The organism is Ignavibacteriales bacterium, from assembly GCA_016700155.1.
In the GTDB taxonomy this organism is placed as follows: Bacteria; Bacteroidota; Ignavibacteria; order Ignavibacteriales; family Ignavibacteriaceae.
The window spans coordinates 918,997-938,426 of the sequence record CP065001.1 but is presented as its reverse complement, the minus strand read 5'-3'; the positions used below and the strand labels follow the sequence as shown (position 1 = coordinate 938,426).

The following is a 19,430-nucleotide window of genomic DNA, read 5'->3' as shown; positions in this document are numbered from 1 at the left end:
TTTCATTTTAAACCGGATTTAAATCAGTTGCTTCTCTTATTGTCATTCAGATATTTTTTGGTCCACTCAAGATCGGTCAACAACTCATTTAGATTATGAAAACTCTGCTGGTTCAATTCAAAATACGTATGATCAAAATGTTCTCTCGTCTCTGCACTCGCTGATGAAATGATTTCTTTTATTTGTTCAACAACCTTTGCCATAGATGTGGAATAATCTTTTTTAATTGATTCAATATTTGTGATCTCAGCATTGCCTGTCCCGTTTTTAATTACTCGCAAAAGACCTTTGATATACTTGGCATTAAACGATAATTCTTCGAGTTGTTTTTCTTTATTATTGGTTACTGATTCCTCGAAGATCAGCAGCAAACCTTTTTTATCCTTTAGCTGGTAATCGGAAAATTCATCAACTGCCCTTAAAAGTTCATTCGAAATATTCACATATTCAGTTGCCATGATTTTCTCCGGGTTTTTGTTTTAAACTCAGACTTTAATTCCTATACCAATACCATCACCAACAGGCAGTATAGTTGTAAAGAGGTTTGGTGCCGTTGTAAAAAGAACGTTAAACTCACGAATTAATTTTGTCGAAACTTTATACTTTTTAGGAACACTTTTAGAAGCTGCATAACCATGCCATAAAAGGTTATCGATGAAAAGGATGCCTCCCTTTTTCAGCAAAACAACGGAGTAATCAAAAAGTCTTTTATAGTCTTCTTTATCGGCATCAAGAAAGATGAGATCAAATTTTTTATCAAACCGCGGCATCAGGTTCAGAGCATCACCTTCGAGTAAAACTATTTTTTCCTGGTTTCCTGATTTAGAAAAATTTTCAGCAGCGAGTTTAATATTGTCTTCGCTTTTTTCAATCGTGAATACTTTACTTTTTTTCTTAAGATTCCTCGCGATCCTGATAGTCGAATAACCTATAGCCGTACCAATCTCAAGTGTTCGTTTAGGATTTATTAACTTCACATATTGTTCAAGAAGATCAGCGGCAGGTTTTGACAGAATAGGGATATTATTGCGGGATGCGAATTCTTCCATTCCTGAAAGAAGATCATCACCTTGTTTTAAAAATTGATTTAGATAATTTTCCTGAGCCTGGTACAGAATTTTAGTCATGTTCGCTCAACCGGTGATTATTGTTGAGCAAAAATAGTAAAATATTTTTTTGAATTGAAAAGCGGATAAAAATAAAATTCTGCTAACGAAGACTTATTAACTCGCGTCTACTTCATTAATATCATTTTCTTAGCGTACTCACGTCCGCTTAACCTGAGGATATAGTAGTACACACCGCTTGCTGCCTGAACATTAAATTCATTAGTGCCGTTCCAGTTAAATGTATTTTCTCCCTCTGATGTTAGCTGGCTCATCACTTTTACCTTTTGACCGATCGCATCAATGATTATGAGTTCAGCCCTTTCATTAGCCTTAGCAATAAAATTTATTGTAGTTGAATTGTTAAACGGATTCGGATAATTCTGACTTAAAATATCATAACTGATAGGTATAACAGGATCGTAGTTTAATGAAACATTCAGTGACCCATATTTGAATTTATATTCATTCTGTTCAGGTTCACGAAATTGGTTTCCGGAACTATCACTATATGTAAAATAAAATTTTATCTCCTGTCCCTGTCCGTACAGGAATACTGAAAAAGCGTGTTTCAAATTTCCATCATAATACATTTCATAATTTGAAAACGATGTGTCATTTGTTGCGAGATGTATTCTTACTGAAGAAGGATCTATGCTTTCCCGTTCTAAAAATATTTTATTCAACTGGTAATCATTGAACGATCTCTGAAGATTCGGGAATGATATAGCTCTTGTCGCTGATACAAGCCCGTATCCCCTCCTGTCATCAGGATTAAGCAGATTGTCTCCTGATTCAATAAGAATATTCCTTACCTGTTTATTATCAAGTAGAGGATAAACTGATTTTAATAATGCAGCAATTCCCGCAAGTATCGGTGTTGCCGCCGATGTACCGCTGCTGAATCCATAAGAATCTGTTGTGTTAGCCGAAGCTCCCAGAACTGAAACACCCATCGCAACAACTTCAGGTTTTATCCTGCCATCGTAAGAAGGACCGTAACCGCTGAATGCTGCAACCTGGTTGTTGCTGTTTACAGCACCCACACCGATTGTGTTAAATCCGTCTGACGGAGCGGTTATATAATGCCAGGGATCATCACCTTCATTTCCCGCGGCGGTAATTGTTATCACTCCCCTGTTGAAAGAAAGCTCGGCTGCTTTTGTTACAATGGTAGTCCTTCCATTCATATCAGAATACCTGTAGTCATCACCTGAAGTAAAATCGTTTGCGTAACCAAGTGAACTGCTAGTTATGTCAACACCTCTTGCCTCCATCCAGATTAACGCTGCCGCATAATTATCCTCTTCAACGTGAAGCTCACTTCTTATATCCTCTGTCTTTGCCAGCAGGAATGATGAACCATACGCCGCACCTATAAGTGAGTTTTCTTTATACCCGCCGATAATTGAAAATGTATATGTACCATGTCCATGCTGATTTATATTATCTTCAGGTTCATTTGCGGTGATCGTATCATTGAAAATAAAATCATACTCGTCAAGAATATTTTGATTCTGTAACGATTCATGCCGCTGCCAGTCAAAACCGGAGTCAAGCATACCAACGATAACACCGCTGCCTGTTATTCCTTTTGCATGCACAAGTGGAATATCTGAAATCTTTAATTGTGTGTAAGACGATCCGTAAATGGTAGTATCAACTGAAGTTTTAAAAGCATGTTGATAATTCAAATCAAAGTCATCTTCGCGGATAAGCTTTTTTACTTTTTCAATTTTATCAACAAAACCCAGATCCTTGACACTGGTTAACTGATCATCCGTCAGATACGCAGAGACTGCATTAAACCATGATAGTTTATTCAATACCTGTATTCCCATTCTAGAAAGAACATCAATGTAATACTGTCTAACCGGGATATCTTCATACTGAATAAACTCTTCACCTAAAACACTTTTGCGGCGTTCAATACTTCTTTCTGAAAGAAGATTAATTGCATCAAGATATGCCTGATCAGTTTTGTTTAAAGTTGTTCCCCGTTCAACTCCTTTATCTTTGAAATAGATAAGATATTTCTGCTGGGAAATTCCGGTAGAGGTAATCAAAATTAAAGCTGCAACTAAAATCAGTTTCATAGTAGTGTTGTTAATCCTGATAAATTATATGGTTCAATTATGAAATAATACAAGCTGCGAATCAAGGATAAAGTAAATACTTAAACTTCACTTTATGAAATTAAAAATCCTGCTGAAACGGATTGAATCAAAAAATCCTGCGATTCCTTTTTCAGTACTGAAAGGATCCCACGACCAGTAAACAATCACTGCTTTGCCGATGATATTGTCTTCAGGAACAAAGCCCCAGTAACGGCTGTCCATGCTGTCATCACGGTTATCGCCCATCATAAAGTAATAATCATTTTTTACAGTGTACTTTCTTACAGGGATGCCGTCTATGTTGATTACACTTCCTTCAACACTTACTGCTTTTTTTCCGTAGTCATGATTAATAACACTTTGCCATTCAACAATGTTCCTTGTATTCAGGTAAATTTTCATACCTTTGTAAGGCACAATGATAGGTCCGTAGTTGTCCCTGTTCCAGTATTGATTGGATGGAAAAATTCTCTCTTCCCTGTATCCTTTTTCTTTGTAACTGTCGTCGCTGTTGATTCCCATTTCAGGCATCTGGTTCAACTGCCTGTTTACAAACAACTCTTTATTTTCGATGTATATCGTATCACCGGGAAGACCGACAATTCTTTTTATAAAATAAATTTCCGCATCAGGAATATTTGTACTGTTAGGATGTTCAAATACAACTACTTCATTTCTCTCAGGAGAAAAAATATTAAATAGTTTTACTGAAGGAATTTTTATCGGTGTAAGCGGAATATTATTCGGAGTGCTGAAAGAATATGCTGTCTTATTTACAATTATAAAATCTCCCGGCAGAAGAGTGTTTTCCATAGAACCGGTGGGAATTCTGAAAGCTTCAATAAAAAAAGATTTGATAATTATCGCAGCGATGAAAGTAAAAAGTATGATCCTTATGTACTGAAAAACCGATAACCGTTTTACATTTCCCGGTGTGTCATCACTTTCATCATAGGCAGGTATATCTTTTTCGGTTGTGGACAAATTACTTCCGTGTTATTCATCAATCTGAAGAACCGCAAGGAAAGCTTCCTGAGGTATTTCAACATTGCCGACCTGCTTCATACGCTTCTTTCCTTCTTTCTGTTTTTCAAGAAGTTTTCTTTTACGTGAGATGTCGCCGCCGTAACATTTTGCAAGCACATTTTTTCTCAATGCTTTTACAACTGATTTTGAAATCACCTTTGTTCCAATCGCAGCCTGTATCGATATCTCAAACATTTGACGCGGGATAAGGTCTTTAAGTTTGTTGCAAACTTTTCTTCCCCAGTCATAAGATTTACTCCTGTGAACAATCATTGACAGTGAATCAACCGGTTCACCGTTTAGCAGTATATCAAGTTTTGTGAGATCAGATTCACGGTAGTCGGAGTATTCATAATCAAATGAAGCATAACCGCGTGTGGTTGATTTCAGCTTATCATAAAAATCAAAAATTATTTCTGCTAACGGAAAATCAAATTGAAGATCAGCTCTTGTGGGATCAATGTAAGTCGTGTTCTTGTACGTTCCGCGTTTATCCATTGCGAGTTTCATTATATTACCGACGTATTCACTCGGACAAACAATCTGAGCCTTTACATAAGGTTCTTCAACGCGATCTATATCTCCTATCTGCGGCATCTCTGCGGGATTATCCACAACTAATCTTTCACCCTTCTTGTTATAAACTATATACTCAACGTTTGGTAAAGTTGTAATGATAGATTGATTGAATTCCCTGAACAATCTTTCCTGAACAATTTCCATATGAAGCAGACCAAGAAATCCGCAACGAAAACCAAAACCAAGTGCGGCGGAAGTTTCAGGTTGATAAACAAGCGCTGAATCATTCAGGCGATACTTTTCAAGTGAGTCACGAAGGTCTTCAAACTCTTCTGAATTGGTTGGATAAAGTCCGCTGTAAACCATCGGCTTAACTTCTTTGTAACCGGGCAATGGTTCTTTTGCGCCGTTGCGTGAATGAGTTACAGTATCACCGACTTTTGTATCACGGACATCTTTTATTCCTGAAATCAGGTAGCCAACATTGCCGGCGGACAGTTCATCAGTTTTAATTTTCTTTAAACCGAGAACACCGATTTCTTCCGCTTCGATTTCTCTGTCAACAACAAAGAATTTTATTTTATCATTAGTTCTAATTGTTCCGTTAAATACTCTTATGTAAGCGATGGCTCCCCTGTATGCGTCAAACACGGAGTCGAATATTAATACCTGCAGCGGTGCGTCAGGTTCACCTTTTGGTGAGGGAATTTTTTCAACAATCTTTTCGAGCAGAGCGTCTATACCGATTTTAGCTTTTGCGCTAACTAAAATTATATCATCGGCGTTACAGCCGATAAGATCGATTATCTGTCCTTTTACTTTTTCAATTTCAGCGCTTGGCAGATCAATTTTATTTATGACAGGAATGATCTCCAGCCCCGCGTCAATAGCGAGATAAAGATTACTGATAGTCTGAGCTTCAACTCCCTGCGCGGCATCAACGACCAAAATAGCACCTTCACACGCTGCGAGTGATCGTGATACTTCATAACTGAAATCAACGTGACCGGGAGTATCGATAAGATTTAATATGTAATCCGATTTACTTTTGGATTTATACTTCATCTGAATCGCGTGGGATTTTATGGTTATCCCGCGCTCTCTTTCAAGATCAAGATCATCAAGAACCTGTGCTTTGGCTTCACGCTGCGTAATGGTTGCGGTAGCCTCAAGAAGGCAGTCGGCAATGGTTGACTTACCGTGATCAATATGTGCGATTATGCAAAAATTTCTAATGTTATTCATCAACAATTCATAAAATGGTGTGCAAATATAGTGATGAATTGGGTTTGTTAAAAGGAAGAGAAAAGGGAATGAATGAGTGAATGGTTGAATGAATGTGAGTTTGTAAACTGGTACTGGATACCAGATGTCGGATTTCTAAAATGTCATATCGATCTGCCGCAGGCGGGGAGTTATCTTTTGTGTTTGATAATTATGGTACTTATCTCAGGAATCAAGATACCCGATAACTGATTCCGGATAGTTCAAACAACTTTACAAACCACAACTCATTAGTCTTTTTTATCCATTCTGTCATTCATCCAATCAACCAACCAAGAGTCAGTTGTTCACCGAATGATTCATTAACACTACTTAAATCACATCCAACATTGTCAATTAAAGAATAATTTTCATACCTTTAAAATAATCTGGCGCTTTCAGAAATAATTTTAAGGGAGGAAATATCATGAAACTGCATTTCATCCTGGGCATTTTTTTTCTGCTCAACATTAACTCATTCATATTCAGTCAACAGGAAAAACCTTCTGACGGATTACACTTTGCTGTTCTGCAGGGAAATCTTGAAGCTGTTAATCAGCATATTAAAGCCGGTACAGATCTTAATGAAAAGGATCAGTTTGGGTCTACACCACTGATAATTGCGGCAACATTCGGTAAGACTAAAATTGCAGAGGCATTAATAAATGCCGGCGCGGATTTGAACGTAACGAACAATGAATTATCAACGCCGCTTCACATCGCATCCTTTTTTTGCCGTACTGAAATTGTCCGGGCATTACTTGAAAACGGTGCAGACAAATCCTTAAGAAATATCAATGGTTCAACCGCTTTCGACATAGTAGATGCGCCTTTTGAATATGACAAAGACCTGTATGATAAACTTGCAGCCTCACTAACTCCATTGGGACTAAAAATTGACTACGATTATTTAATAAATACCCGTCCGCAAATTGCGGAAATGTTAAAGATTGAAACTGAAGAACTGAAAGAAGTTACTTTTACTCCATTGCAGAGAAATGATTGGAAAATTTCCACACCGGAAGAACAGGGTTTAAATCCATTACTCGTGTCACAACTTTTTTATGATGCTGCTTCCCTTGAAACTCTTTACAGTTTATTAGTAATAAAAAATGGTTATTTAGTCGCGGAAAAATATTTTAACAATGGCTCGGTCGATCAGCTTTCAAAACGCGCGTCGGTAACAAAAAGTTATATCTCCGCTTTGACAGGAATCGCAGTTGATAAAGGATACATAAAATGTATTGATCAAAAGATGATAGAATTTTTTCCGGAGATTACTGACCACATCACAAATCCTGAAAAAAAGAAAATCACAATCCGGCAGATGCTGCAGATGCGCGCAGGATTTCCCTGGGAGGAAACGGATTCGGTTTACTGGAATGCGTTATGGTCAGGAAAGTATGTACATAAAATTGTTGACTTCCCTCTCACTGCTGATCCGGGAACCGATTTTCAATACAGCAATTTAACTTCCAACTGGCTTGGAATAATTACAACAAGAGCATGCGGAACGGATATCAAAACATTCGGACAAAAATATTTATTTGACCCGCTTGGTGTAAGTGTCGGTAATTGGCCCCGTGATCTGGATGGATATTATATCGGAAGCGGAGATATAGAAATTACAGCAAGAGACATGGCAAAGTTCGGTCAGCTTTATCTAGATAATGGTTTATATGAAGGCAAACAATTAATATCATCTGAATGGATCGAGAATTCTCTGAAAAATTATTCGGGAGAAATAAATTCTGCCGGGATTAAATCTGGCAGAGTTGGTCGTTATTTCCACAATATAGGATATGGCTTTCAGTGGTGGAGTGCGGAATCAGGCGAACATCATTTTAACTATGCCGCTGGGCATGGCGGTCAGTTTATAATAATTCTTAAAGATCTGAATATGATAATCGTTACAACCGCCGATCCGTTTTATGGTAAAGAAGAACACTTCAGGTCCTGGAGATATGAACAATCAATTTATAACCTTGTCGGAAAGTTTATTAAATCATTACCGGTGAAGGAAGAATAAAATAGAATTACTCACTATGACATAATTGGCAATAGTACACTGATCTGCTTCCGGATAGCAGCCCATTATGATAATTATGATCTTACTGATAAACTGACTATTCCCTTCCCCCGCTTCTCCCATTCCCCGTTTCCAGGATTCACCTACTCCATCACACATCAACCATCATCTCCCGAAGGGATGGCTTCGCCACATTTTCCATTTGCCCTTTGCTTCCCAACGCAGTAAGTTGCTATTGGTATTTATGCGCCCCTTTACCAGTTCGTAAATCCCGGGGCAGTGCTTGATGGCAGGTGTACAGGTTATGATTGTATGAAAGCAGATCGGGAAAATAGTAGTTAGGTAGCCAATAGTTGCTTTATAATAATATGATTGATTCATCAAATAATTCAACTGAAGATAATATTTTACCATATTTATATCTTCTTAGGAACGAATTTTGGGAAGTAAATGATTTTATAAACACATTAAAAGCTTATAAACCTTTTGTTTTAGATGTAAGAGAATCAACACAAATTCAAAATTCATTAAACTTAGCAATTGTTATTTCTTATGCTAGAAACTTTAAAAAAAGTTTTGGTTTTAATAATAAAATAAACACTGATTTAGTTAAGTATTTTTCAGACGAAGAAAATGAATTGCATAAAAAAGTTATAGAATGGCGTGATCAAGAATATGCGCACTCTGATGCTCTACCAAATGATATTCAAATTTATATTGATGGCGGATATAGCAGAAGAGTTGTCCGGCAATTATTAGAAATGAAACAGCTTGAAATGCTAAAAGAAATGGTAAACAAAATTAGAAATGAAATAGAAACTCAAATAAAAGTTTTAACAAAAAATAAATAGCCGCCTAACCCGAGTCTTAACACCGACCGCCTTTTTAGTTCGGCGGATTTATAATTTTTGGCGTTTTGTTTTTGTTTGAGATTTTGTTCTAAGTGTTCTTATTAATTAATCATTCTTACAAACTGCTAATAAAATTGTATGAAAAAGTTAATTGTTTTTTTACTTCTAATAATATTAAGCAATATAGTTTTTTCACAGGTCCAAGTTACATCGGTTGATCTTACTGGATTTGTAATTTCTGCAATTAACAATCAACCAATTAGCGGTTGTTATGTTTCTATAAAAAGAAGTTCACGTGGCGAAATAACCGATAGTGTGGGTAAGTTCTTATTTAATAATTTAGAACTAAACCACGATTACGTTTTTTCAATTTCTGCATTTGGCTATGACGTTTTTGATACTTCTATAGTTTTAACATAAAATATTCACCGTGAATTAGTCATAAAATTAAATACTATATGCGCTTTCAATACCAATTCAGCAAAAGAAGATATTAAAAATGGAGAACCAAAACTTCTGATTATTGGCAGTATAGCTCCAATCGCAAATTCAAAAATGGATAGTGAATTCGAGTTGAAATACGGAATTAAATATTATGATTTTGGTTGCACTCCACCTGCATATGCTTGTATCGAGGAATACAACAAAATTATTTTTCAGTATTTAACTGAGAAATTTAGCTCGGAATGGAAAAACTCAGTTAGAAAAGATGTTTGCTTTTTAGAAAAATAAAAGCAGTATAACCTCTTTAATTACTAAAGAGTAAATACTGTAAAAAGAAAATAAACAGTTCGGGTTGATCTTTTGAATAGTGTTGTTAGAGAAATAACCACAGAAAATTTTTAAATAATTATAAATACGGCTTTATGGTTTGACATAACAACCGCTAAGTAACTTAAATCATTTATGAAAAAAATAATATTCATTCTTGTTATTAGCATTATTCCATCTTCTCTATTTTCTAGGGATTATCAAATATTTATTTATGAACAAGACTCATCTGAAGTGTCAGTAGATACCACTTTTAATTTATACAATTTTACTCCTTTAGAATTTATAGAAATACTTAAAGAATTTTCTGTCCCAACTTTTACATTATGGAAAGAATATAAGGATTGGGTTAAGGAAGAGGATATTCCTGTTCTCATAAAGTTATTAGATAATAAAGAATCTTGTGCTAATGTTAAAAATGCATTTTCATCTTTTGCAGATATGAATTACTCGACGGTTGCACAAGAAGCGGCATATATGATATTAAGTTTTCAAAAGGGAAAATATCCATCTGGATTAAATTCAAGCAAATATGTATGGAACAAAAAAGATATTATAGACTGGTGGAGCAAATTTAAAAAGCAATAAAATATTTTAACAGTTACCTAACCTCTTTAATCCCTCAAAGACGGGACAGGTAAGTAAAGAAACAATACTGTAAAAAAAAATAGTTCGGGTCGATTCAGTTAAGCAGAGTTTTTTGAGATTAATTCGAACAGTAAATTTTGTAACAATTATGAACATGGCCTTGTGCATTAACATAATACGCCGTTAGGCGTTCTTTAAATTCACTATTAAAAATTATGTCATTTCTTAACAGCTTATACTTAAAGTCACTTTTCACTAGCGCTAAACTATTTCTATTCTTTTTTATTTTATCTTTTTTAGTACAATTTATCTTCAATACGAATTTTTATATCTCATTCGGTCAATCTTATTTATTTACATCAGTTAGTATTTTATTACCTGGTGTCGGATTTATTTTTTCTGGCGAAAAACCTTTAAATCCTTTAGGTTATTCAGTAGTTGTAGTTTTATTTATAATATCAATGAGTATTATTTTCTTTATTCTTAAAAAGAAGTATTCATCTTTCAACAATTTCATAAATAAGCTTGATTTTTTTTTATCTCTTTTCATAGTCTTAATATTATTGTTAGTTATTTTAATGTTTCCATATTATCAGGTTATGGATTTTTTCTAGTTCTTTTTAACACCTAATCGCTTTATTCTTTAAGAGACGGACAGGTAAGTAAAGTTTAATAGAACTAAATATGGTCTGGAGTTTTTATAACACCCGGTTATTAAAGTAAAATGGATAAATTTGAATTAAGAAATAAGAGAGTAAAAGACAAAGATTTTCAAGATTTTGTTATAAATGATAAACATCTTTTTGAGTTATTTGCTGAACATGATTTAGTTGGAATGATTGGCAGCTTTGGGAAAGAGTTTACTATTCAAGCCGTAAATAAACTTTTGTTAAATGAAAAGGCTGAATTAACATCTGGTAGAGTTCCGATCTATGTTTGTTCTGAATGTGGTGATTTAGCGTGTGGTGGAATCACAATCTCTATTACAAAGGATGATAGATATTTTACCTGGGATTCTTTCACTTATGAGAACAATTATGAAGATAAAGTGTTAAAAGAATACAAAGATATTGGTCCATTCAATTTTTCGAAGGAAGACTATATAAACATATTAAGTCAGTTTGTATCATCTCTCAATTCGTAATTCTTCACTGCATCGATCTAGACCCACACAACTTTAGACTCCTCTCAGAAATATTTTAATCTACTTATTATCTAAACCTTCAAGATTTTTTAATAAGCATTAATACTTCATATATTATCGGCACTCATTTAATTATCATGAAAAATATTCCCATACGAAATATTAATATTCCAAAAGACCTGGCTTTTACTGAAAACTTCAGTATAAGAGATTTAAGTGTTTTGCTGTCTGGTAAGGATATGGTTCAGGATATTCACCGACATGATTTCTTTTTTATGCTGGTTCTTAAAAGAGGTAAAGGCGAACATACTATTGATTTTATACCGTATAAAATTCAGGATCATTCCGTTTTCTTTATGCGACCCGGACAGGTTCACAAACTGAAAATAAAAGCCGGCAGCACCGGGTTTGTTATACAGTTCAAAAAGGATTTTTATTCCACCGCTGATAAAGATTCTCGCCAGTTGTTACGAAGGGTCAGTAACAATAATATGTACAAGCACGATGCTAAAAAGTTTTTAAAGATATTTTCTTTAGTGACAGATATTATCCAGGAGTATGAGCATAAAAGAGAAAAGTACTTAGATGTAATAAAAGCCGATCTTGAAATTCTTTTTATTGAACTTTTAAGAGACAATAAAAATGATACTGATCACACCGCAACAATTAACAGGGACAGGTTAGAAGAATTTTCTGAACTGTTAGATGCGAATGTATCGGCAAACAAACAGCCATCATACTTTGCACAAAAGCTTAATCTTACCCCTTACCAGTTAAATACAATTACAAAAACATCGCTCGGCAAAACCAGTTCGGAATTTATTAATGAGCATATTATTCTCGAGGCAAAAAGATATTTACTTTCAACATCCAACCAAGTTAAGGAAATAGCTTATCATCTTGGTTATGATGATGTATCGTACTTTATAAGATTTTTCAAAAAACATACTGGACTTTCACCCGAAGCTTTCAGATCTAATTTTAGTTAAGTCCAACTGAACTGCGTTTTTGTCCTATCACTCGTACTCCCAGTAATACTACTTTTGAAGTGAAATAATTAATCACTTAACGAGGTAGTATTTATGAAATCAAAATTCAAATTGATCGCTTCTGTAAAGATATGGGTTGTTATCTACCCGGCTTTAACCTTGTTTCTTTATTCATTCGGGGAATTGTTATCGGGTATGCCATTGTACATAAGAACTTTGTTAATGACAGTTACACTGGTTCCGTTAATTGTTTTTGCGGGAGTACCGTTTGTTGATTTTCTCATCCGCAAGTTTTCAGCTATAACAGAAAACTCCGGGAGGTAATATTATGACCATTCTAAAAATATTCGCTATCGGAATTGGCGCTACATTGTTAGTTGATTTGTGGAGTTATGTACTCGGTTTATTTAATATCAAATCGCTTGATTACCGTTATGTCGGCAGATGGATATTGAACTTTCCTAACGGTAAATTTTTTCATAAAAATATAATGACAACCACTCCTATTGAAGGAGAAATATTAACAGGATGGTTGGCACATTATTCAATCGGAGTTTCGTTCGCGTTTTTACTGTTCTTCCTTTATGGAAAAAACTGGCTTGATAATCCAATGATTTTACCTGCAATCATTGTCGGAACGGTGACGGTAATTGCGCCTCTTTTTATAATGCAGCCTGCTTTCGGTTTTGGGATTGCATCAACAAATCTATCCAATCCGCATTTCAGAATTTTGAAAAGTGTAATTACTCATTTTGTTTATGGCAATGGATTGTTCCTGACTGCCTTACTTGTAAAACAGTTTTGGAATTGAGAACTAATCTTTTTAAGAAATTTTCGAAAGGAGAAATATTTATGATCAATGTAAAAACTAAATCAAAAATTGCGGGCGTACTATTTATAACAGCTACAGTAACGGCTATAATCGGGCTTGTGTTATATGATCCGATTTTAAATAACCCGGATTATTTAATAACCGGCGCTGAAAATAAATTCAGAATAATATTCGGTGCAATATTTGAACTTTTTCTGGTTGTCTCTATGATTGGCACTGCTGTTATGATGTTCCCCTATTTAAAGATGCAGGATGAAAGTTTAGCTCTTGCTCATGTATGTTTCAGATTTTTTGAAGCGTTAATTATTCTGATAGGAATTGTAAGTGTTCTTTCACTCCTGTCATTGAGTAATGATTTTACTGCAAGTATTAATCCTGATACTAAGAGTTTTTGCATCCGGAATTATTCTTAAAGCAATGCACAAATGGACTTTTATGCTGGGGCCATTATTAATGCTTAGTATAAATACGTTTTTGTATAGCTATTTGTTTTCCAAATCAAAACTTGTTCCTGATAAACTTTCTGTGTTAGGAATGATTTCGGCAACTTTAGTTTTTATTGCATTCTCATTCATAATGTTAGGAATATTTCCACAGATTTCTTTATGGGGAATAATTTTAGCTTTCCCGCAATTTATTTTTGAATTGGTGCTGGCAGTTTGGTTAATTGTAAAAGGATTTGATTTAACCTTGCTGAATTCAAAAATGATAAAAAGCTAAAACGATTTAGAATAAGTTTAATCTTCTATGTTCAGGTACTAAACTCTCACCTCATCTAAGATATAATTCCATCACGCAGTATATGATTTGGTGATAAATTTAATGCTGAACGGTAAAAAAACTTTGTTCAGCATTATTTGTCCGGAAAAAAATATGTTATGATTAACTACTCCTTAATATTATAGAAGGCATACAGATATTACAATAAATAAACTTGCGAAATCACATGTACGATTTTACAACGTAACCTCAAACCCCGCGGTTATCAATCTCGGTAAACCAACTTTAATACCCTGCGGTCTTCTGCTGGCGATGTATCTTTCATCGAGGAGGTTTTTTACGCTCAGGTAAATTGTTGAGTTGAGTGAGTTTAACATATACCTTCCTGTTGCATCAAGCACAAAGTAAGAAGGCATTTGTCCGGTTTCTCCATTTGCCGCAGCTTGAACAGTATTCAGTTCGTCGGTGAATTGTTCTGCAACATAAGTCCCTGAAAATTGTATCCCGAATCCGGCTGGCGTTAAAATATCTATCAATGCGGAAATAGAATATTCCGGAGCGTAAGGTAGTTTGTTACTATTAATATTTGTGGTGACGTTATCCCGTGTTACAAACCTGTCTGCATTGTATTGGGACTGACTGTATGCAGCGCTTGTGCCGATTTGTAAACCATATTCAGACTTTAATAATTTTCCAAGATCTAAAGTTAAACCAGCTTCTATACCTTTGTGGTTTGTCTTTCCGCCGTTTACTAATCCAGTGCCTGCGCCACCCGATGATTCAGATACCGGAATCACCTGGTTGGAGAAGTCGAGCATATAACCGGTTAGTTCAACCAAAAGTATATTTTCAAAATTTAGTCTTGTTCCGATTTCATAGTTCCAGCTTAATTCCGCTTCGAGTTGCAATGATGTGCCGCTGTTTGAAATTGCATCTTTAATTCTTGGCGGTGCAAATCCTCTGTGCACTCCGCCGAATAGTGTTACAACTTCACCGGCATAATAATTTATACCAATACCGGGCACGACTGACAAAACATCATCGTTGGCAATCAAACTTGTGTCACGCGAGCTGATCCTGAAAATATCTCTTTCATATTTAAATGATTCCACTCTTACACCGGGAGTTACAGTGATTGATTCACTTAAAAGGATTCGATCCTGAAGAAAAAGACTTAACGCATAACCGGTTCTTGTTTCATCTTCTGCAAGAGTACCTGAAAGAGCGTTTGCTTTCGTCCCGTTGATTCTTTGTTCGTAAGCTTTTTCATATAAAAACCGAATGCCGCCTTCAAATTCATTTTTAATATTGCCGGTTGTAAATGAATAAAAAAATCTTGGTTCAACCCCGGCAACTTCAAACTGACGATCCCTGTTGCCGGTTGTGTTTCGCATAAAGATTGCTCCTCCGGATATGCTTGTATCACCAAACACAACACCTGTCATGTTCGATGCAGGTGAACGGCTGAAATCCTGTCTCAGCCAATTCCGGGTAGTTGTATAGGCAAAGAATGTCGTTCGCAAATATGATTGATCTGAAATAAAATAATCATGTGTTAAACTTGCTGAATATCTTTTTATGTCAAGTTTATCATAAGGAGCTATTTCTGTGTAGTATTCCCCACTATCATACATTGGTTGTGTAAGTCCGACATAGGTAGAGTTTGATATTTCATCATACACCGCAAATTTTAATCCGATGCGTGAGTTCTCACCTGAATTAAAACGGATTTTTGCAGTCAAATCATTTGTTGTAAAGTTGAGTAAGCCGAGTTTATCTGCTCTTCTGTGAAGATATCCGACCTGTAAACCCACATTATCTATTGTAGTTCCGTAAGCTGCACTGCCTGTAAAAAATCCCTTTTCACCGGCTTTAAGTCTTATTGATGTTCTGCTTTCAATCGGAGGATCTGCTGTGATATAATTTATCACTCCGCCAATAGTCTGTGGACCGAATAAAATTGAACCGCTTCCTTTCAGTATTTCTATATGCTGCATTCTGTCAACTGACGGCGTGTAATACATTTCAGGTTCGCCATAGGGAGCGAGGGCGATCGGGATCCCATCTTCCATCATTAATATTGTTCTGCTTCGGTCAGGATCAAGTCCCCTGATTCCGATGTTAGCTCTCAATCCGGCACCTTCTTCATCAACTACATTTATGCCCGATACTTTTTTAAACACTTCGTTACCGTTTGCAGGCTGTATATTTAATAGTGATGCAAAGGAAATAATATTTGCTGAGCCAGGTATTTTTTGAAGCAAAGATTGTTTTCTGCCGATAATATCAATCTGCGGGAAATCATACTTTTTCATAAGTGAATCATTACTGACAGCATCATTTACTTCATCTGTAAATAATTTCTGTGAGTGAACAGGTACACAAAATGTCATGATAATTATCGCAACAATTGCAGGTAGTAAAAGATTTTTCATAAACATAGTTCAGGATAGTTCATAAAATATTATCATTATTCAGACTTAATCTAAATAAGAATAATGATTAACGCAAGAAATATTTTTCAGATGTTAATTTTTGTCAGAAATTAATTGTTGGGGGTGAGGTTCTGTTTGTGGTCAGATGATAACATCTCTGAAATAATACCTTCACGAACTGCGTATTCGGATATCACCATTGATTTAATATTGAAGAGTTCAAATACTTTGTTGAGGATTATAAGTCCGGCAGGAAGTATGTCTGCACGTTTAAGTTCTATACCTTTTATCAGTTTTCGTTCATCTAACGTTTTGTAGCTTAGTATCATCTTCGTAATATCTTTCAACTGTTCATAAGTGAAAGAAAACCCGTTAAGACTTTTATTATTTCTTATCTTGCCCGGGTTAGCTATCATCCACGCAACGGACTGCATTGTGCCAGATGTACCGACAGCATATTCAAAATCTATTTTGAAGTTGATGCCTGAGTTTTTTGTTATCTGTTCCTCAGCATATTCAGAACAATCTTTAATCGCCTGGTTTTTTAAAATATAGTCCGGGAAAAACTTTTTGCTCAACCTTACTGCCCCGATCTTTATACTTTCAGCAAAATTAATACTTCCCTTTTCGCCGTAAATAAATTCAGAGCTTCCGCCGCCTACATCAACACAAAGTACATTCTTATCAGCAACCGACAGCGCACGCAGTACACCACGGTAAATCAAAGCGGCTTCGCGGGTGCCGTTTATCACTTCAACATTTATCCCTGTGCTGTTAAAAACTTTTTCCAGGAATTCTTTTTGATTCCTGGCTTCCCTTACAGCGCTGGTCGCAACTGCTTTGATTTCCGCTTTGTAGTAATCTGAAAGTTTTTTGAATCCTGACAAAATCTTAATTGCTTTTTCTATCTCTTCGTCCGCAATGAATGAAAGGTCTTCGCCGGTGTTCAAGCCGAGTCTAATTACTTCACGCTCCCTGTCGATGATTCTGAATGCGCCGTCGGGAAGTACTTCAACAATGATAAGGTGGAAAGAATTTGTGCCCATATCAATTGCTGAAAAAAATCTGTTACGCACTTATCGAATTCCTTTTTGATGTAAGCAGTAGTTGTTTGCAAAGTGTGAAAACATCATCAACGGCAACATCGTCAATAAGATCAGATTTTCTTACAAATAATTTATTAGGTCCGATCGGCGCCCAGTTGAACGGGTTAGTGGGACCGAATATGGAAACCTGCGGAGTATCTGTTGTACCCGCAACGTGCATTATACCTGTATCATTTGAAATGAAAAGATCACTGCGGGAAATCAATGCGGCGACGCGAGGAATTTCCTGGTTAATGAAAAGTCCTACATGAAAATCCAATTCATTTACGATGAATGATACTTCTTCTTTATCAGCCTTGCTTCCGGTAAGATAAATCTTCACCGAATATTCGGCGTTAAGTTTTTCAATCAGTGTTTTATATTTGATGAGAGACCACCGGTTATTAACCTTTCCCGCACCGGCATGAATACCGATTAAAAATTCGTTGCGCTCAAGTCCCAAACCCGCAATGTATTTATCGGCGTATTGTTCATCCGGTTTATCAAAGGTTATTTCCGATCTGTAGTTTGTTGTATTTATTCCGAAGGGACGTATGATATCCAGGCTTCTTTCCGATACATTTGAATCGGGATGCCTTCTCCAGTCAATAATAACTTTGTGCGTAAAGAAATAATCGCTTTTATTTTTTTTGCCGTCAAGACTTTTAGCGCCTATCCTTATCCTTGCGTTGGCAAGCCTTGATATCAGGTTGCTTGTAAATGATATTGAAACAACTACCGGAACGATAACCATGTCATAATCATCCTTCAGCACTTTGCGGAACTTAAATAAGTATACCGGATTAAATATTCTTTTTTTGTTGAAGATAAAAATCCTGTCGATGAATTTATTCTTCACCATCCCGGGATAATTGAACGGACTTACAATAAGTGTTATATGTGATTCGGGGAATTTTTCTTTCAATGCTCTGAAGAGCGAAACACCGGCAAGCAAATCTCCCAGTTGATTATGCGGACGTACGATGAGAATCTTTTTGAGGGGACCAATGTCAGTGCCGGAAATTTCCCTTACTCCAAGCAGTTTACCGAAAATCCAGTAAACAAAATTTGAGAAACTTTCGTTGCCTTTCATCGGCACTATTCTTCTTTTTTAGCTTTGGTTTTCGATTCGATCTCTTTAAAGTCAGCTTCCTCTACATCTTCATACTTGCTGCGTGTGCGGTAACCATTCCTGCTGTTCGTATTTTGATTATAAGAAGATCTGAAACCTCTGATGAAATTCCTGATAATAAAAATCACAAGGATGAAAAGCAGAAGGTAAAGCATCAATCTCATAAGCCTTCAACCTTCCGTGGTTCAGGTTTGAAGTATTCAGTAATTGCTCTGTCACTTCTGAAAATCTGTCTGAACAATTCATCAAAGTCATCGTCGCTGTTTACAAAATCTATATCAGTTGAATTAACAATCAGCAGCGGTGTTGTCTGGTACCGGAAGAAGTAATGATTATACGTGTCGCTTAATTCTTCTATGTATGAACGTGTAAGGCTTTTCTCAATTTTCCGGCTTCTCTTTTTAATATTATGCATAAGCCTGTCAACACTCGATTGAAGATAAACCACAAGATCAGGTTTACGCAGGTTTCTTGCCAGCAACGGAAAGATCGATTCATATAATTTTAATTCTTCACCGGAAAGATTCAGATATGCAAATACTTTATCTTTTTCAAAAATGTAATCACATACAATATACTCTGTGAACAGATTTTCCTGGTTAAGTTCCTGCTGCTGTTTGAACCTGTTGATAAGGAAAAACATCTGTGTCTGGAAAGCATATCTTTTCCTGTTAGAATAAAAACTTTCAAGGAAAGGATTCTGTTCAAACTGTTCCAGTATCAATTCAGCATTAAGCCTGTCTCTGATCTTTTTCGCCAGTGTGGTTTTACCCGCCCCGATTACACCTTCAATGGCAATGTATCTTACATCCGGATTATTCAA

General features: G+C 35.8%; 19 protein-coding genes and 1 pseudogene. 10 read left to right on the top strand and 10 right to left on the bottom strand.

What is annotated here, in order from left to right; all coding sequences use genetic code 11:
* Nucleotides 1-23: 23 nt before the first annotated feature.
* The 5 genes from IPM56_03800 to lepA form a co-directional block, all read right to left on the bottom strand.
* Nucleotides 24-458 carry a hypothetical protein gene (locus IPM56_03800; protein ID QQS37088.1) on the bottom strand — a complete coding sequence of 145 codons (435 nt, stop codon included), beginning with the start codon at nt 456-458 and terminating at the stop codon, nt 24-26.
* Between the two features lie 27 nt (nt 459-485).
* Nucleotides 486-1,127: an O-methyltransferase gene (locus IPM56_03795; GenBank protein QQS37087.1), complete on the bottom strand. Its 642-nt coding sequence runs from the start codon at nt 1,125-1,127 to the stop codon at nt 486-488.
* 107 nt (nt 1,128-1,234) lie between these two features.
* Complete coding sequence (locus tag IPM56_03790; protein ID QQS37086.1) at nt 1,235-3,202, bottom strand: S8 family peptidase; 1,968 nt, start codon at nt 3,200-3,202, stop codon at nt 1,235-1,237.
* Nucleotides 3,203-3,289: 87 nt separating this feature from the next.
* Complete coding sequence (gene lepB / locus IPM56_03785; GenBank protein ID QQS37085.1) at nt 3,290-4,207, bottom strand: signal peptidase I; 918 nt, start codon at nt 4,205-4,207, stop codon at nt 3,290-3,292.
* 12 nt (nt 4,208-4,219) lie between these two features.
* Nucleotides 4,220-6,013 carry an elongation factor 4 gene (lepA, locus tag IPM56_03780; protein ID QQS37084.1) on the bottom strand — a complete coding sequence of 598 codons (1,794 nt, stop codon included), beginning with the start codon at nt 6,011-6,013 and terminating at the stop codon, nt 4,220-4,222.
* A gap of 72 nt (nt 6,014-6,085) precedes the next feature.
* Here lepA and IPM56_03775 point away from each other — a divergent pair, with 72 nt between their 5' ends.
* The 10 genes and pseudogenes from IPM56_03775 to IPM56_03730 all read left to right on the top strand — a co-directional run bounded on the left by IPM56_03775 (nt 6,086) and on the right by IPM56_03730 (nt 13,955).
* Nucleotides 6,086-6,244, top strand: coding sequence for a hypothetical protein (locus tag IPM56_03775; GenBank protein ID QQS37083.1), 159 nt, complete (start codon nt 6,086-6,088; stop codon nt 6,242-6,244).
* Nucleotides 6,245-6,458: 214 nt separating this feature from the next.
* Nucleotides 6,459-8,060 carry a serine hydrolase gene (locus IPM56_03770; protein QQS37082.1) on the top strand — a complete coding sequence of 534 codons (1,602 nt, stop codon included), beginning with the start codon at nt 6,459-6,461 and terminating at the stop codon, nt 8,058-8,060.
* A 353-nt stretch (nt 8,061-8,413) separates the two neighbouring features.
* Nucleotides 8,414-8,911, top strand: a complete 498-nt coding sequence (locus IPM56_03765; protein QQS37081.1) for a hypothetical protein — start codon at nt 8,414-8,416, stop codon at nt 8,909-8,911.
* Between the two features lie 138 nt (nt 8,912-9,049).
* A complete protein-coding gene (locus IPM56_03760; protein ID QQS37080.1) occupies nt 9,050-9,331 on the top strand; it encodes a carboxypeptidase-like regulatory domain-containing protein in 282 nt (93 codons plus the stop codon).
* Between the two features lie 486 nt (nt 9,332-9,817).
* A complete protein-coding gene (locus IPM56_03755) occupies nt 9,818-10,270 on the top strand; it encodes a hypothetical protein (GenBank protein QQS37079.1) in 453 nt (150 codons plus the stop codon).
* A gap of 724 nt (nt 10,271-10,994) precedes the next feature.
* Nucleotides 10,995-11,414, top strand: a complete 420-nt coding sequence (locus IPM56_03750; protein QQS37078.1) for a hypothetical protein — start codon at nt 10,995-10,997, stop codon at nt 11,412-11,414.
* Between the two features lie 137 nt (nt 11,415-11,551).
* Entirely contained in the window at nt 11,552-12,403 is an 852-nt protein-coding gene (locus IPM56_03745; protein QQS37077.1) for a helix-turn-helix domain-containing protein, read from the top strand.
* A 93-nt stretch (nt 12,404-12,496) separates the two neighbouring features.
* Entirely contained in the window at nt 12,497-12,727 is a 231-nt protein-coding gene (locus tag IPM56_03740; protein QQS37076.1) for a hypothetical protein, read from the top strand.
* 4 nt (nt 12,728-12,731) lie between these two features.
* Nucleotides 12,732-13,214, top strand: a complete 483-nt coding sequence (locus tag IPM56_03735; protein ID QQS37075.1) for a DUF2938 domain-containing protein — start codon at nt 12,732-12,734, stop codon at nt 13,212-13,214.
* Between the two features lie 41 nt (nt 13,215-13,255).
* Nucleotides 13,256-13,955 (top strand): annotated as a pseudogene (locus IPM56_03730) (DUF4386 domain-containing protein).
* A gap of 236 nt (nt 13,956-14,191) precedes the next feature.
* Here the strand turns inward: IPM56_03730 and IPM56_03725 are convergent.
* The 5 genes from IPM56_03725 to IPM56_03705 form a co-directional block, all read right to left on the bottom strand.
* Nucleotides 14,192-16,390 carry a TonB-dependent receptor plug domain-containing protein gene (locus tag IPM56_03725; GenBank protein ID QQS37074.1) on the bottom strand — a complete coding sequence of 733 codons (2,199 nt, stop codon included), beginning with the start codon at nt 16,388-16,390 and terminating at the stop codon, nt 14,192-14,194.
* 110 nt (nt 16,391-16,500) lie between these two features.
* Nucleotides 16,501-17,466, bottom strand: coding sequence for an exopolyphosphatase (locus IPM56_03720; protein QQS37073.1), 966 nt, complete (start codon nt 17,464-17,466; stop codon nt 16,501-16,503).
* Complete coding sequence (locus IPM56_03715; protein ID QQS37072.1) at nt 17,459-18,568, bottom strand: glycosyltransferase family 9 protein; 1,110 nt, start codon at nt 18,566-18,568, stop codon at nt 17,459-17,461. Before IPM56_03715 ends, IPM56_03720 begins: the two co-directional genes overlap by 8 nt.
* A gap of 5 nt (nt 18,569-18,573) precedes the next feature.
* Nucleotides 18,574-18,762, bottom strand: coding sequence for a hypothetical protein (locus IPM56_03710; GenBank protein QQS37071.1), 189 nt, complete (start codon nt 18,760-18,762; stop codon nt 18,574-18,576).
* Between the two features lie 5 nt (nt 18,763-18,767).
* Nucleotides 18,768-19,430, bottom strand: coding sequence for a deoxynucleoside kinase (locus IPM56_03705; protein QQS37070.1), 663 nt, complete (start codon nt 19,428-19,430; stop codon nt 18,768-18,770).